Origin of the sequence: Mesorhizobium sp. LHD-90, assembly GCF_030929505.1 — a bacterium.
Classification (GTDB): domain Bacteria; phylum Pseudomonadota; class Alphaproteobacteria; order Rhizobiales; family Rhizobiaceae; genus Kumtagia.
The window spans coordinates 272,599-286,906 of sequence record NZ_JAVFVV010000007.1 but is presented as its reverse complement, the minus strand read 5'-3'; the positions used below and the strand labels follow the sequence as shown (position 1 = coordinate 286,906).

Annotated in this window: 15 protein-coding genes; 7 read left to right on the top strand and 8 right to left on the bottom strand. The window is 66.5% G+C overall.

The features are described from left to right. Positions 1-82: 82 nt before the first annotated feature. Positions 83-1,339: a hypothetical protein gene (locus RB623_RS12450; protein ID WP_308057139.1), complete on the top strand. Its 1,257-nt coding sequence runs from the start codon at positions 83-85 to the stop codon at positions 1,337-1,339. Here RB623_RS12450 and RB623_RS12445 read toward each other — a convergent pair. From RB623_RS12445 to RB623_RS12435, 3 genes are read right to left on the bottom strand one after another with little or no spacing between them, the layout of a single operon-like run. Next, positions 1,326-1,877: a hypothetical protein gene (locus tag RB623_RS12445; RefSeq protein WP_308057138.1), complete on the bottom strand. Its 552-nt coding sequence runs from the start codon at positions 1,875-1,877 to the stop codon at positions 1,326-1,328. The two genes, RB623_RS12450 and RB623_RS12445, sit on opposite strands and share 14 nt — an antisense overlap. Next, entirely contained in the window at positions 1,859-2,443 is a 585-nt protein-coding gene (locus tag RB623_RS12440) for a hypothetical protein (RefSeq protein ID WP_308057137.1), read from the bottom strand. Before RB623_RS12440 ends, RB623_RS12445 begins: the two co-directional genes overlap by 19 nt. Further along, the gene (locus RB623_RS12435) at positions 2,440-3,039 is read right to left on the bottom strand and encodes a hypothetical protein (RefSeq protein WP_308057136.1); all 600 of its coding nucleotides are present in this window, start codon (positions 3,037-3,039) and stop codon (positions 2,440-2,442) included. The genes RB623_RS12440 and RB623_RS12435 overlap by 4 nt, the downstream gene beginning before the upstream one ends. A 163-nt stretch (positions 3,040-3,202) precedes the next feature. On the opposite strand from RB623_RS12435, the gene RB623_RS12430 reads away from it, so the two are divergent. From RB623_RS12430 to RB623_RS12405, 6 genes are all read left to right on the top strand, one after another. Then, a complete protein-coding gene (locus RB623_RS12430) occupies positions 3,203-4,120 on the top strand; it encodes a MurR/RpiR family transcriptional regulator (RefSeq protein WP_308057135.1) in 918 nt (305 codons plus the stop codon). A gap of 16 nt (positions 4,121-4,136) precedes the next feature. Further along, the gene (locus RB623_RS12425; protein ID WP_308057134.1) at positions 4,137-4,790 is read left to right on the top strand and encodes an isochorismatase family cysteine hydrolase; all 654 of its coding nucleotides are present in this window, start codon (positions 4,137-4,139) and stop codon (positions 4,788-4,790) included. Between the two features lie 2 nt (positions 4,791-4,792). After that, on the top strand, positions 4,793-6,115 hold the full coding sequence (locus tag RB623_RS12420; RefSeq protein WP_308057133.1) for a glutamine synthetase family protein: 1,323 nt from the start codon (positions 4,793-4,795) through the stop codon (positions 6,113-6,115). Beyond that, the gene (locus RB623_RS12415) at positions 6,112-6,888 is read left to right on the top strand and encodes an N-formylglutamate amidohydrolase (protein ID WP_308057132.1); all 777 of its coding nucleotides are present in this window, start codon (positions 6,112-6,114) and stop codon (positions 6,886-6,888) included. The genes RB623_RS12420 and RB623_RS12415 overlap by 4 nt, the downstream gene beginning before the upstream one ends. Positions 6,889-6,912: 24 nt before the next feature. Next, positions 6,913-8,229: a M20 family metallopeptidase gene (locus tag RB623_RS12410; RefSeq protein ID WP_308057131.1), complete on the top strand. Its 1,317-nt coding sequence runs from the start codon at positions 6,913-6,915 to the stop codon at positions 8,227-8,229. Between the two features lie 112 nt (positions 8,230-8,341). Then, a complete protein-coding gene (locus tag RB623_RS12405; RefSeq protein WP_308057130.1) occupies positions 8,342-9,553 on the top strand; it encodes an amidohydrolase in 1,212 nt (403 codons plus the stop codon). 50 nt (positions 9,554-9,603) lie between these two features. Here the strand turns inward: RB623_RS12405 and RB623_RS12400 are convergent, their stop codons facing one another. The 5 genes from RB623_RS12400 to RB623_RS12380 are packed head-to-tail and all read right to left on the bottom strand — an operon-like array spanning position 9,604 to position 14,233. Further along, on the bottom strand, positions 9,604-10,647 hold the full coding sequence (locus RB623_RS12400; protein WP_308057129.1) for a branched-chain amino acid ABC transporter permease: 1,044 nt from the start codon (positions 10,645-10,647) through the stop codon (positions 9,604-9,606). Next, entirely contained in the window at positions 10,644-11,519 is an 876-nt protein-coding gene (locus RB623_RS12395) for a branched-chain amino acid ABC transporter permease (protein ID WP_308057128.1), read from the bottom strand. The genes RB623_RS12400 and RB623_RS12395 overlap by 4 nt, the downstream gene beginning before the upstream one ends. Positions 11,520-11,525: 6 nt before the next feature. After that, complete coding sequence (locus RB623_RS12390; protein ID WP_308057127.1) at positions 11,526-12,242, bottom strand: ABC transporter ATP-binding protein; 717 nt, start codon at positions 12,240-12,242, stop codon at positions 11,526-11,528. Then, positions 12,239-12,976, bottom strand: coding sequence for an ABC transporter ATP-binding protein (locus tag RB623_RS12385; protein ID WP_308057126.1), 738 nt, complete (start codon positions 12,974-12,976; stop codon positions 12,239-12,241). Before RB623_RS12385 ends, RB623_RS12390 begins: the two co-directional genes overlap by 4 nt. 3 nt (positions 12,977-12,979) lie before the next feature. Beyond that, positions 12,980-14,233: an ABC transporter substrate-binding protein gene (locus tag RB623_RS12380; protein ID WP_308057125.1), complete on the bottom strand. Its 1,254-nt coding sequence runs from the start codon at positions 14,231-14,233 to the stop codon at positions 12,980-12,982. Positions 14,234-14,308: the final 75 nt, after the last annotated feature.

The following is a 14,308-nucleotide window of genomic DNA, read 5'->3' as shown; positions in this document are numbered from 1 at the left end:
ATCGCCTTCGCGTTTCCCACGCATCGGCCGGCGAGATCGATTACGGGTTGAAGCGACGACGCGGTTCCCGTAAAACGCGATCATGACGACGACCCAGGACATTGTCCGGCCGCTCGCCCTGACGGCCCGCCTCCTCGGCGCATGCTGGCCGCACCTCCTTCTCATCGGCTGCCTCGGCATCATCGCGCGCGACCTTCTGCTCGACGCGGCGGTGACGGTCGGCCTGCAAAATCCGCTCGGGGGCATGATAGTGCTGTCGCTGGTCGTGCTAGCCAAGCTGATGGTGCTGGTGCTGATGTTTGCCGTCTTGCGGCCGCATCTGCCGGCGCTGGCGGCACTGCGGCGCGAGGCGGCCGGGGAAGGCGCTGCCGAGGAGAAGCCGCGCGACCGGTTCCTGATGGTGACGGCGGCGGCGATCCTGCCGTTCTTTGCCTACTACGCCGCCTGGGGGTTTCTGGGCGACACGGTGCGGGAGTATTCGCGCGCGGCGCTGGCCCGCGCCCCGCTGGGCGAGAGCGTCAACATCTTCGAACTGCTGCAATCGCGCGGCGTGATCCTGTCGATCGCCCTATGCTGGGCCGTGCGGTTCCTCGCCAAGCGGATGAACGAGCGCTCGCGACAGCCATACTGGCGGCTGCTGATCGTCGCCGCGGACGCAAGCTGGATCTTCATCGGCCTCTATGCGCTGGACGTCTGGAAGGACGACCTGATCCGCTGGATCGGCGCGGGCTCGGTTCTGCAGGAACTCAGCCTCGACGTGTTGCTGCCGACGCTGGCGGCCTATGCGGCTGAAGGTTTCGTGCCGGTCGAATTCCAGCCGAAACCGCTTTCCGAACAGGCGCAGAGCCTGTTCTTCTACGCGCTGCTGCCGATGGTCTGGCTGGTCATGGCGGCGATCATCAATGGCTACGAACTCTCCGCCAAGGGGCGGGCCGCCCCGCCGCCGTCGCCCAGATCGAGCTGGCGCAGGTGGTCTTCCGACTTCGCCGCGCATTTCCTCGGTGGCTACCGCCAGCGCTACGCGCCGGTCTGGACCTGCCTGAAGCTGACGCTGGGCGCGGGGCTGGCGACGCTGGTCACCTTCATCGTCGCCTATCGTTTCATCGGCTGGGCCGGCGCCTGGATGTGGTACGGCGCCACGCGGCAGATCGGCGCGCACGACCTTGGCACCTGGCAGATGTTCGCCGACTGGATCAGCGTTTTCATCGGCAGCCCGAGCGATCTCGACGGCGGCATCCTGCTCGACGCGATGCGCGTTGCGCTGCTGGCGGCGGTGCTGGAATACGCGGTCGCGAGCGGCCGCGAACCCGCCGGGCCGGCGCCGGTCAGCGCGGGCTGAAGCGCAGATATTGCGGCCGGGCCGACGCCATCGTCAGAGTGAGCGACAGGTTTTCAGCCGACGCCGGCACGACGAAGGTCGCCGCCATTTCCGCCTTCGTGCCTTTCGGGGTTTCCTCGAAGGTGGGACCGCCGCAAAGGCGCTTCTCCGCGGCGCGCGGGGCGGACTTGCGCACGATTGGGTCGGTCAGGAAATGAGGGCTCCAACTCCGGCCGAGACCGTCGGTAAGCTGAACGTCGCAGGGGACTTGCCCTAGCGCTGCCGGATCGTCGGGCAGCGCCTCGAACTCCGCGAGCACGATGGTCCGCTCGCCGCCGTGGAGTTTTCTCAGCCCAGAAAACGTCCATTCGGCACCGGCGTAGCGGACAGGCTGGCCATCTGTCACTTCGACCGCGGTGCGAAGGTTTTGAGCCCGCCATTCCCTGACACTGCCCCATGATTTGACGGCAAGTGCCGCGGGCAGGGCGACCAAAAGTCCAGCGAGGCAGAGCCAGTAACCACGCCGGCTGGAGACAGGCCCTACGGCAGGAGCGTCCACGGCGGCCCTCCGTCGTTGCGGCGGATGGTGACGCGCGGCTCGACCGCGCCGATTGCCTCGGCGGACACGCGGATCTCGTCGTCGAGCGGCGCGATTTTCGAGCGCGCCACAACGACCTGTCCGCCTTCTATGGCATCCTCGGGCACCTCGAAGGCGATCAGCGCCGGCCGCGGCAGGCCGGGCTCGAACCTGTCGACCGGCATCATGCCGGCGGTCGCCGGCACGCGGTCGGTAAGGGCGTATCGGATGCCGTCGCGGCTCAGCCACTCGGCGACAGTGAGCGGAAGGCTTTCGTAGGTCGCCTCCGCCTCGCCCACGACGACGACCCACACGCCGGAGGTCGAGAAGATCTTGGTGCGGCCGAAACTCTCGGTGGCGAGTTCGCGCGCCAGCCGGATGGTGTTCACGCCGAAGGAGAAGGCACTTGCCTGCACCGCCTCGCCCTGCCGGCCGGAAGCGACGATCGGCGAGGTGATGTCGCTGTAGCCGGGCGTGGTGCGCTGCATCGCATAGAGCAGGCCGGCGGCGGCCACCACGGCCGCGACGGTCTTGAGCGCGGCGATCACTGCGGACGCTCCGCCTTCGGATCGGCCACCACGGGCATCTCGACCTCGGCGACCGGGTCGCGGTCATACCAGCCGCTGGCGCCGTAGAGATTGTCGCGCTGCTTGTATATCTGGCTGCTGACCTTGAGCTTCAGCCGCTCCGGCAGCGGCGCCGCTTCCGGCCATTCCCAGACGGCGATGACGCGCTCGGGCATGTCCGGATTGATGTAGCTGGCGAACCAGTTGTCGCGCGCCAGGTAATAAACCGGCAGCGGCAGGTTCGGCACCGGCGGCTCTGGCGTGAGCAGCCGATAAAGCACGTTGTTGGGCGTCGCCGAGCGGTTGGTGACGTCGAGATCGACCATCACGAATTTCTTGGGGTCGAAGGGCGGCACACCAGTCGGCGGGAGGGTGCCGCTGCGCGCGCCATGCAGGGTGACCGTCCAGCGGCCGGTGTCGATAGGATCGCCGAGGCCGACCGCCGCGATTCCCGGTGGATTGGCGGCGTCGTGGAGCGACATGGCGAAGGATACGGCGGCGGCCGCCGTGCCGCCTATGCCGGCGAGCAGAAAAGCGAAAAGTCGCTGACGCAACGTCGAACTGGGCGTGGCGGTCATGAACCGGTGGTGAAGGGCAAAGATGGCGATGATGGGGCAGGAGTGCCATTTAGGGTTGTGTCGGGTCCCTCGTTGATCTGCTGTGTAGAAAAATCTCCAAATTTGACAAACTGGAGCCATCTTGTAATTTATTCGTCAGTGCCACGGGCACGCGGGAGGAGCGGTGTCGATCCGGGAAGAACTGGCGCATACTCAATTGGCCCTGACCTCGGCGGAACAGAAGATCGTGCAGGTCCTGCTGGCCGACTATCCGACGTCGGGCCTGGGCACGGCGACGCGCCTGGCGCGGCTGGCCGGTGTCAGCGACCCGACGGTCATGCGCCTCATGATCAAGCTCGGCTACGGCAAATTTTCGGACTTCCAGTCGAAGCTTCTGGAAGAGGTCGAGTCGCGCCTGCATTCGCCGCTGCTGATGATGGAGGCCAAGCGCCCCACCAACGCCAGCGAGGGCACGGCGCTCGGTTATTACAATTCGGTCGCCGAAAGCCTCGATCGCACCCGCACCCAGACGCCTTCGCAGGCCTATACGCGCGCCGTCTCCATGATCATGGAGGCAAAGGGGCAGGTGGCGCTGCTCGGCGGCCGCTTCAGCCGGCACATCGCCTCGATGCTGGCCGGCTACCTTGTGCAATTGCGCAGCGGCGTGCGCGACGTCGGGCAGCTTTCGCCGTCCGATTTCGATATGCTGATCGACATGGGCAAACGCGACCTGCTGGTGGTGTTCGACTACCGCCGCTACCAGGCGGACGTGGTCAGTTTCACCCGCCAGGCGCATCAGCGCGGCGTCGGCATCCTGCTGTTCACCGACCCGTGGCTGTCGCCGATCGCCGAATTCGCCGACCAGACAATGGTGGCGGCGATCGACGCGGACTCGCCCTTCGACACACTGGCGACGCCGGTCGCGCAGATCGAGGCCGTGCTGGCGCATGCGCTCGGCCTGCACGGCGCATCGATCCGCGGTCGCATCGAGGACATCGAGGCGGTCCGCAGCGCCAATGCCGTCACGCTGGACGGCGGCGACGATGCCGAACGGGCCAAGAGCCCGGGCGACCGCATTCCGGCGCCGGCAACAAGATCATGACATTTCTGGAGTTTTCATGACCGCCAAGACCCCGCTTCCGCGCCGAGACGAACCTTTTCAGAAAGGGGCGACGGCGCTGCTGCTCGTCGACATGCAGCGCATCTGGCTGGAGCCAGGGCTCGATCCCGACTACGCCGATCGGGGGCCGGACCACTACATCTACCGGCAGACCCGCGAGGTGACGATCCCCAATCAGGTCAGGCTGCTGAAGGCGGCGCGCGAGGCCGGCGTCGAGGTGCTGCACACCATCATCCAAAGCCTGACCGAGGACGGCCGCGACCGCTCGCTCGACCACAAGCTGACGCCGATCCACATTCCGCCGAGCATGAGGGAGGGTCTTCCGCCGGAGGAACTTGCGCCCGTGGGCGACGAGATCCTGCTGCCGAAGACGTCCTCCGGCGTCTTCAACTCGACCAACCTCGACTATCTCTTGAAGAACCTCGGCATCCGCAACCTCGTGGTCTGCGGCATGCTGACCGACCAGTGCGTCGACATGACGGTGCGCGACGGCGCCGACCGCGGCTATCTGGTGACCTGCGTGTCCGACGCCTGCGCCGCGCCGTCGCAGGAGCGGCACGACGGCGCGCTGAAGGCGTTCGGCGGCTATTGCTGGGTGGCGGACACGGCGACCGTGGTCGGGCGCTTCGAGGCGCTGGGGCGGGAGGCATGAGCATGACCCCGCTTGCCCATGTCGTGACAACCGACCTAGCGGCGATAACGCGCGGCCGGCCGGTGACCGAGGAGCGCTTGCAGAAGACGGCCGCCACCGGCCTCGGCTGGGTGCCGGCGAACCTTTGCCTGACACCCTTCAACTCGATCCCCGGCGAAAATCCGTGGGGATCCTCCGGCGACCTCCGATTGGTGCCCGATCTATCGGCACGGTTTTCGACCAGCTCGACCGGCGCCGAGACGCCGCTCGACCTCGTCATGGGCGACCTCGTCGAACTCGACGGCTCGCCCTGGGCCGGCTGCGCGCGCGCGCAACTGAAGGATGCGCTGGCGGCGCTGAAGCAGGCGACCGGGCTATCGGTCGTCGCCGCCTTCGAGCAGGAATTTTTGCTGCATCCGGCCGCCGCCGATCCGGCGCGCGTGCCGGGTCATGCCTTCTCGGTGGCGGCCTTCCGCGCCGCCGGCGTGTTCGGGCCAAAACTTGCCGCCTGCCTGGAAGAGGCCGGCGTCGAGCCGGAGATGGTGCTTCCCGAATATGGCAACGACCAGTTCGAGGTGACGCATGCGCCGACGGACGGGCTGGCGGCGGCGGACCGCGCCATCGTCATCCGCGAGGTTACGCGCGAGGTAGCGCGAAACCTCGACCGGCGCGCCTGCTTCGCGCCGAAGCCGGTGCTCGACGGCGTCGGCAACGGCGTGCACATCCATTTCAGCCTGGTCGACGCCGACGGAAAGCCGGCGACCTATGACGGCGGCCGGCCGGGTGGCCTGTCGGCCGTGGCCGGCTCATTCTGTGCCGGCGTGCTGAAGCACCTGCAGGCGCTGACGGTGCTGACGGCGTCGAGCCCGCCCTCCTATTACCGGCTGGCGCCGCACAACTGGAGCTCGTCCTACACCTGGCTCGGCGAACGCGACCGCGAGGCGACGCTGCGCATCTGCCCGGTGGTGACGATGGGCGGGCGCGACCCGGCAAAACAGTTCAACATCGAGTATCGGGCGGCCGACGCCACGGCCAATCCCTATCTGGCGCTGGCCGGCATCGTGCGGGCCGGGCTGGCCGGCATCGACCAGAATCTGCCGGCGCCGCCGATCGTGTCGGGCGACCCGACGCTGATGAGCGAGGCGGAGTTGGAGGCAAAGGGCCTGCGCCGCCTGCCGGAGACGCTGGAGGCGGCGCTCGCGGCACTGGAGGCGGACGCGGTGGTAAGGGGCTGGTTTCCCGCGTCACTAATCGAAAGTTTTGTCGCGGTGAAGCAGGCCGAGCTGGCGCTGATGGCGGGCAAGGACAGGGCGGACATCTGCGCAGCCTATGGGGACCGCTATTGACCGCCCCTGCCCTGGCCCCGACGGCCGACTGGCCGGAGCCCGTCGAGATCGTCAACGCCGGCTCGCGCTCGCCGCTAGTGCTGGTCTGCGACCACGCGTCGAACCATATCCCGGCCGTCTATGGACGGCTGGGCGTGGCGCCGGCGGAGCTCGAGCGCCACATCGCCTGGGACATCGGCGCGGCCGAGGTGACACGGGCGCTGGCGGCCAGGCTCGCCGCGCCGGCCTTCCTCGGTACTTATTCGCGGCTGCTGGTCGACCTGAACCGGCCGTTCGGCGTTCCGGCCAGCATGCCGGTGCTTTCCGAGGCGACGCACATCCCCGGCAATGACGGGATGGACGAGGCGGAGCGGACGCTGCGGCGCGAGCGCATGTTCGAGCCGTTCCATGCGGCGGTCGCAAAATTCCTCGACCGGCGCGGGGCGGCCAAAAACCTGATCGTCGCCATCCACAGCTTCACGCCGGTGTTCCTCGGGGTAGCGCGGCCCTGGCATGTCGGCGTGCTGCACGAGGACGGCGGCGAACTGGCGCAAAAATTCCTGGCAGCACTTCGCGCCGACCCTGCCCTGGTGGTGGGCGACAACGAGCCCTACCGGATCGAGCGCGAGGGCGACTACGCCATCCCCGTCCACGGGACGGATCGCGGCAACCCTGCAGTGCTGATCGAGATCAGGCACGACCTGATCGACGGGGCCGAGGGCGTCGCCGCCTGGGCCGGCCGGCTGGCCGCCATTCTGGAACCCATCATTGCAACATACGAGCCGGCGGCCTGAGGCCGCGACCACGAAGAGGAAGACATGTCGGACACCGAAACTACCATCAAGGCGCTGCAGGATTTCATCGAGAAGGACCGCGACTTCGTCATCAACCTGACGCGCGACCTCGTCCGCATCCCCTCGGTCAATCCGAAATTCGAAACGGCCGACGGCCTGAACCGCGAAGGCGACGTGCAAAAACTGCTGGAGCCGATCCTCAAGGACGAGGGTTTTGCCACCGAGCAGTTCGACGCCCTGCCCGGCCGCCCGAACCTGGTCGGCGAGAAGGCGGGCTCGGAGGAAAAAAGCCTGATCCTGTGCGGCCATATCGACGTGGTGCCGACCGGCGCGCTGAAGGACTGGACGGTCGATCCGTTCGGCGGCGAGATCAGGGACGGCAAGCTCTACGGTCGCGGCTCGATCGACATGAAGGGCGGGGTGGCGGCCTGCGTGGCGGCCATGCGCGCCATCAACCGCGCCGGCATAAAGCTCGACGGACGGCTCGCCTTCCACTCGGTGGTGGACGAGGAGGCGGGCGGCGGCGGCGCCATCGACAATGTCAGGCGCGGCAAGCTCGCCAAGGCGATCCTTGTGGCCGAGCCGAGCTGGGGCGACGTGCACCCCGCCGAGGGCGGTCTGGAATGGGCGCGCGTCACCATCCGCGGCCGCAACGGCCATTCGGCCTTCCGCTTCAACGAGATCTATCCGCAGCAGCACACGGCGGACCGGCTGGTGCCTGCCGTCAACGCCATCGACATCGCCGCGCGCTTCATCGAGGCCGTCCATCTGTTCGAGCAGAACCGCGTGCGCGCCCGCTCGCATCCGCTGCTGCCGGCCGGCATGAACACCATCAACATCGGCGTCATGTGGGGCGGCACGGCGATCGGCGAGAACGGCCTGCCGACGGTGATGACCAACCCGGCGATCATCCCCGACGCGGCGGTGCTCGACCTCGACATGAAGTTTTTGCCGGACGAGACCTCGAAACAGTACCGCAAGGATTTCGAGGAATTCGTCGCCAGCTTCTGCGCCATGGACGACTGGCTGAGGAAGAACCCGATAAAAATCGACTGGGATTTGGGCGGCCTGCACTTCCCGCCGATGAACACCGCGCCCGACCACCCGCTGGTCGCCTCGCTGATGAAGCGGGCGACAGCCGCCGGCAAGGCGCCGACGATGAAGGGCTTTATTGCCGTCTGCGACGCGGCGCACTATGCCGGCGCGGGCGTCGACGGGGTGATCTACGGCCCCGGCGGCGACGGTTTCCATTCGACCGACGAATATGTCGACATCGAATCGCTGGTGAGGAGCGCGAAGGTCATCGCGGCCAGCGTGATCGACTGGTGCGGGGTAAGGTAAGTGCCGGGGACAGTTTACTTTTTTCGGCCCGCGCGACTTCTGGACTGCTCCAGCCCTTCTGCCGAAAGAAAGTAAACTGTCCCCTGAGTTTCCGCAGCCGAAGGAGGCGCATATGAGCTCATCTCCACTCGACAACAGCCTCGTCGAGGAGGCCACCCGCTGGCGGCGGCATCTTCACGCCCATCCCGAAACGGCCTTCGACGAGCATCGCACCGCCGATTTCGTCGCCGCAAAACTGGAGGAGTTCGGCATCGAGGTGCATCGCGGCCTCGGCGGGACGGGCGTGGTCGGCACGCTGAAGCGGGGCACCAGCCCGGTCGCCGTCGGCCTGCGCGCGGACATGGACGCCCTGTTCATCCATGAGGAGAACGTGGTCGACTATCGTTCGTCGGTGGACGGCAAGATGCATGCCTGCGGCCATGACGGGCACATGGCGATGCTGCTCGGCGCTGCAAAGCACCTTGCCCGCAACGGCGATTTCGACGGCACCGTGCGCTTCATCTTCCAGCCGGCGGAGGAGACCGGCGACGAGCGCTGCGGCGGCAATCTTATGGTCAAGGACGGCCTGTTCGAAAAGTTTCCGGTGCAGGCGGTGTTCGGCCTGCACAATCTGCCGTCCGCGCCGCTCGGCAGTTTTATGATGCGCCCCGGCCCGATGCTCGCCTCCATCGACACGTTCGAGGTTCGCATCGGCAGCGCGCTCGCCCATCCGGCCACGCAGTACGGCGTGGCGGACCCGCTGCTGATCGCGGCCGGGATCGTGCAGGCCATGCACGCCTTCAAGGCGCGCTACGTCAATCCGGCCGAGCCGGTGGTGCTGTCGATCACGCAGTTCCAGAGCGGCAACCCGGCCGACCGGCAGAGCGTGCATGTGACGCCGGACAAGGCGGTCGTGCGCGGCACGGTCTATACGCTGAACGACGCCGTGCGGGACCAGTTCGAGGCGGGGCTGGAAAGGCTGGTGCGCAATGCAGCCGAAGCCGGCGGCGCCAGCCACGAATTCCTGTTCGAGCGTGGCTATCCGGTGCTGCGCAACACGGCTGATGAAACCGAGTTCGCGAAAAACGTCGCCGAGGAGGTTTCGGCGGCCGTGAATGCGGCGATGCAGCCCGTCATGGGCGCCGAGGATTTCGCCTTCATGCTCGGCGCGGCTCCCGGATGCTACGTCTTCCTCGGCTCGCGCCATGAGGGGGAAGCGGCGCCGCGCCAGCTTCACAATCCGCGCTACGATTTCAACGACGAGGTGCTGCCGGTGGGCATCCGCTACTGGGCGACGCTCGCGGAACGTTTTCTGGCGCAGAACGCTTCCGGCCGTCGGCAATGATCGGCTGAAGTCTACGGGCCGGCCAGGTAAATGACCCGCCGGCTTGTCATCTAGCTCTTCCTTGCGGACGTGCGCCGCGAGAACACCGCCATCGCACTTTTCAGCATGCCGACAATGCCGCCGGGATAGGCGAGCATCACGACCAGGATCAGCACGGCGGTGATGATCGGGCGCCAGGCGCCGAAATCGGCCATCGCCTCGGAAAACACCGTCAGCACAAAGGAGGCGATGATCGCGCCATAGATGGTGCTGGTGCCGCCGAGCAGGACCATGGACAGGATGATGGTGCCGAGGCTCATGCTGAACACTTCGACAGAGGCGTTGCGCTGGTAGGCGGCGTAGAAGGCGCCGGCGACGCCGGTGAAGAAGGCGCTCGCCGCCAGCGTGATCAGCCGCTGCCTGACCAGCGAGATGCCGCGGCTCACCGCGTATTCCTCGTTGTCGCGCAGCGCCACGATGCCGATGCCGGTGCGCGACCGCACGAAGGCCCGAAGGAAGACGGTGCTCGCCGCCAGCAGCGCCAGCGCGATGTAGAAATAGGCGAATTTGCCGTCGCGGACCATGTTGTGGTCGAAGATGTAGAGCGACGGGATGCGCACGATGCCCTGCGTGCCACCGGTGTAGTCGGACTGGCTCAAAATGATCTGCATCACCAGTTGCGCGAAGCCGAAGGTGACCAGGATGATGTAGATGCCCTTCAGCCTGAGGATGGGAATGGTGATGGCGACCGCCGCGACGACGGCGACCGCGCCGCTGGCAGCCATCGCCACCCACGGATCCAGCCCGGCGAGCTTTGTGAGCAGACTGTAGGCATAGACGCCGATGCCGAACAGCGCGATGTGGCCGAAATTGAAGATGCCGCCGTAACCCAGGCTGAGGTCCCAGTTGGACGCGACGATGGCGTAGATGAACACCATGATCAGCACATGGCGGCTGTAGCTGTCGGTGAAGATCAGGGGCAGCAGCGCCAGCAGCGCGAAACCGACGACGATGCCGATCGCCTCGCGCTGCCACGGCACGCGGCCGGGGCCGACCGGGACGGCGCTTGCCGCCGGGCGGGAGGTTTGCGTGTCGGCGAGGTTCGCGGCGCTCATGCCAGCCTCCCGCCGCTTCTGGTGAACAGGCCCTCGGGTTTGACCATCAGCGTCAGGATCAGGGCGGCGAACAGCAGCGCCGGCGTCCAGTAGAGCCCGAAATAATAGCTGCAGATCGCCTCGAAGAAGCCGATCACATAGGCCGCGAAGATCGGGCCGGAAATGCTGGAAATGCCGCCGAAGACGACGACGATCAGCGCCTTGAGCAGCGGGTCGGCGCCCATCACCGGCGTCATGAAGCGGTAGCCGCCGAGAAAGATGCCGGCGAGTGCGGCGAGCGCGGCGGCAATGCCGAAGGCCAGCGCGTAGAGCATGGTGACGTTGAGGCCGACAAGGCGGCTGGCGTCCTCGTTCTGCGCCACGGCCCTGAGCGCCAGGCCGAGCCGCGTCCGGTTGAGGAAGAACCAGAGCGCTGCCAGGATGATCGGCGTGATGACGATGATGGCGATCTGGTGCAGCGACACGCCGATACCGCCCAGCGTGATGTTGCCCTCCAGCAACGGCGGCACCTGCTTGGAGCGCGGTCCCCAGACGACCAGCGCGCCGTTCTCGATCAGCGAGCCGGCGGCGAGCGTGGTGATGACGACCACCAGCACCAGGTTGGCGCGGCCGATCAGCGGCCTGACCACGGTCGCCTGCAGCAGCCAGCCCACGCCGGCCATCAGCGCCACCGCCAGCGGGAAGGCGACATAGGCCGGAAAGCCCCATGCGATGCCCTGCCAGGCGAGATAGGCGCCGAGCATCATGAAGACGCCGTGGCTGAAGTTGAAGACGCCGATGGTGGTCCAGACCAGCGCCAGGCCGACCGCCATCATGGCGTAGAGCGAGCCTTGGAACAGGCCGCCGAAAAGGATGTCCGCCGCCGTATTCATTTGGAGTCAGTGCCCGAAATACATGGCCATGATGTCGGAGTGGGCGAGGCTCTCGCCCGGCTTGATCTCCGTCTCCACCTGGCCGTGATTGATGAAATAGAGGTGCTTGCTGAGTTCCAGCAGGAACTCGACGTCCTGCTCGACGACGATCAGCGGCACGCCGCTCTTCGAGATGTCAAACACGGACTTGCAGAGCTCGTCCTTGATCTTCGGCGCGAGGCCGAGCGTCGGCTCGTCGAGGATGAGCAGTTTCGGATGGCTCATCAGCGCGGTGCCGATGGAGACCATCTGCCGCTCGCCGCCCGACAGGGTGCGCACACGCTGGCGCCAGCGTTCCCTGAGCTTCGGGAACAGCGCTAGCACCTTCTCGCGGTTGGCGGCCTCGTGTGGCCTGGCACGCGGCGAATAGGCGCCGAGCGCCAGGCAGTCGGCGATGGTGAGGTCGGGGAACAGCGTGTTGCCTTGCGGCACGTGGATCAGCCCCTTGCCGACGATGGCGCGCGGCGACAGGCCGGTGATGTCCTCGCCGTCGAACCGCACCTCGCCGCCGCGCGGCTTCAAGAGGCCGGAGACGGCGCGCAGCAGCGTCGTCTTGCCGTGGCCGTTGGGGCCGAACAGCCCGACATTGCCGAATCGGCCGGCCTCCATCGAGATGCCGTCCAGCACGGTGACGCGGCCGTATCCGGCCGTGAGCCCGGCGACGTCGAGCATCGAGGCGCTCACGCCGCCGCCCTTCGCGTGCCGAGATAGGCTTCGATGACCCGCTCGTCGGCGATCACCGTGCGCGGTTCGCCGAGCGCCAGCATGGTGCCCTGGTTGAGCACGAGGAGATGTTGGGAAAGGCTCATCAGGAAGGTCAGCACATGCTCGATCAACAGGATGGTGATGCCGCGCGCCGCGGTGCGGCGGATGAGCTCGATCGTACTGTCGATCTCCGGCTTGGTAAGGCTTGACGCAGGCTCGTCGAGCAAGAGCATCTTTGGTTTCATGGCGATCGCGGTGGCCAGCATCAGGCATTTGCGCTGGAACACGGAAAGCTCGCCCGCCGGACGGCCGAAGTTTTCCGCGCCCAGCCCGACGAATTCCAGCGCCTCGGCGGCAGCCTCGCGCGCGGAAGCCGACGGCTGGCTGGCCGCCCCGAAGCTGGAACCCATCAGTGCGTTCTCGAACACGGTCAGCCCGTCGAAACTGGTCTCGCGCTGAAACGTCCGCGCCAGACCAAGTCGTGCGATCCTGTGACCGCGCAGGCCCTGGATCGGCGTGCCGTCGAAACGGATGGTGCCGCGGTCCGGCCCGAAGGGAATGCCGGTAATCACGTTGAACAGCGTGCTCTTGCCGCTGCCGTTCGGGCCGGCGATGCCGAAAATCTCGCCGGCCTCGACCTTGAAGGAGACACCGTCGACGGCCTTCAGCGAACCGAAGGCTTTTGAGACGTCGTCAAGTTCAAGCAGTGCCATGCGTCACTGCATCCAGGGCTGGATCTTGAACTCGCCGGTGGCGTATTGCACCGGCGAGATCAGGTCGCGCTTTCCGTCCCAGATCTGGAAGAAGGTGATCGGGATGAACTCGTCGCCCTGCGTGGCGAGGTGGGTCGCCGGATCGAACTTCAGGCGGCCGGCGGCGATCTGCTTGTCGGTCTCGGCCAGTGCCTTCATGACAGCCTGGTGGTCGGCGGGGTCGCCGGCCTTCTTCAGTGCATCGAGATAAAGATAGACCGTCTCGTAGAGCGCCACGCCATAGGTGCCGCTCTCGACGCCGTATTTCGCCTTGTACTTGTCGGCGACCTCGGCGGCGCGCGGGTTCTTCGGCGTGGTCAGCGGGCCGCCGAGCAGGTTGTAGATGACACCGTCTGAGTTCTTCTTGGTCAGCTCGACGAACTCCGGCACGCTGGGCGCGTATTGCAGGAAGACCAGGCTCTTGGTCGGCTGCTCCAGGAACTGGTTGAGGAAGGAGGCCGAGTTGCCGGGCAGGTAGTCGGTGTTGATGACGACGTCCGGCACGTTCTCGCGGACTTTTGCCAGGATGGCGCGCCAATCGGTGACCTCGCCGAACGGCACGAGTTCGTCGACGGTGATGGTCCAGCCCTTCTCGGCAAATGTCTTCTTCATGCCTTCCGAGATGGTTTTGGAATAGGCGTTGTCGGAAGAGACGATCGCCACCTTCCTGGTCGGCAACTGGATCTTGCCGTCGGCCGCGAGTTTCTCGACGAAGGTAGTAACGTCCGTATTGTACGCATCGTAGGACGGCGTCAGCGACCAGCAGCAGCCGTATTTCGACGGATCCGCCGAGACGATGTCCTTGGTCTGCTGCGAGTTGGCCGAGAGAATGTAGGGCATCTCCGCTTCCGCCATGTTGTCGATCTCGAAATTGGTCAGGCTGGCATAGCCGGTCGTCATCAGATGCACGTCCTGGTCGCCGAGCAGGCGCTCGACGGCGCTGGTCACCGCGCCGGCCGACTGGTCCTTCACGTCGCCGACCGCCAGTTCGAACGTGTCGCCGTTGAAGCCTCCGGCCGCGTTGATCTCGTCGATGGCGAGCTGGGCGCCGCGCTGGAATTCCTGGCCATCCGCCGCGGCAGGGCCGGTGAGCGGGGCGAGCAGGCCGATCTTGATGGTGTCGGCGAAGGCGGCGGTGCTGGCGGCGGCTGTGAGCGCAGCGATCGAGGCCCCCAGGACGAGTTGGCGGACACGGCGGCCCACGGCGTTGGAAGTCATGACACGTTCCCCTGTTGCGTGTGGTAGGCGAGGTTGAATGATTGACAATCTATGCACACGCGGTTCAATCTGAAA

What these genes read in the sequence shown, in the direction of transcription:
- RB623_RS12450 (WP_308057139.1), top strand. Translation starts at nt 83, where the DNA reads ATGACGACGACCCAGGACATTGTCCGGCCGCTCGCCCTGACGGCCCGC.
- RB623_RS12435 (WP_308057136.1), bottom strand. Translation starts at nt 3,039, where the DNA reads ATGACCGCCACGCCCAGTTCGACGTTGCGTCAGCGACTTTTCGCTTTT.
- RB623_RS12425 (WP_308057134.1), top strand. Translation starts at nt 4,137, where the DNA reads ATGACCGCCAAGACCCCGCTTCCGCGCCGAGACGAACCTTTTCAGAAA.
- RB623_RS12420 (WP_308057133.1), top strand. Translation starts at nt 4,793, where the DNA reads ATGACCCCGCTTGCCCATGTCGTGACAACCGACCTAGCGGCGATAACG.
- RB623_RS12410 (WP_308057131.1), top strand. Translation starts at nt 6,913, where the DNA reads ATGTCGGACACCGAAACTACCATCAAGGCGCTGCAGGATTTCATCGAG.
- RB623_RS12405 (WP_308057130.1), top strand. Translation starts at nt 8,342, where the DNA reads ATGAGCTCATCTCCACTCGACAACAGCCTCGTCGAGGAGGCCACCCGC.
- RB623_RS12400 (WP_308057129.1), bottom strand. Translation starts at nt 10,647, where the DNA reads ATGAGCGCCGCGAACCTCGCCGACACGCAAACCTCCCGCCCGGCGGCA.
- RB623_RS12395 (WP_308057128.1), bottom strand. Translation starts at nt 11,519, where the DNA reads ATGAATACGGCGGCGGACATCCTTTTCGGCGGCCTGTTCCAAGGCTCG.
- RB623_RS12385 (WP_308057126.1), bottom strand. Translation starts at nt 12,976, where the DNA reads ATGGCACTGCTTGAACTTGACGACGTCTCAAAAGCCTTCGGTTCGCTG.
- RB623_RS12380 (WP_308057125.1), bottom strand. Translation starts at nt 14,233, where the DNA reads ATGACTTCCAACGCCGTGGGCCGCCGTGTCCGCCAACTCGTCCTGGGG.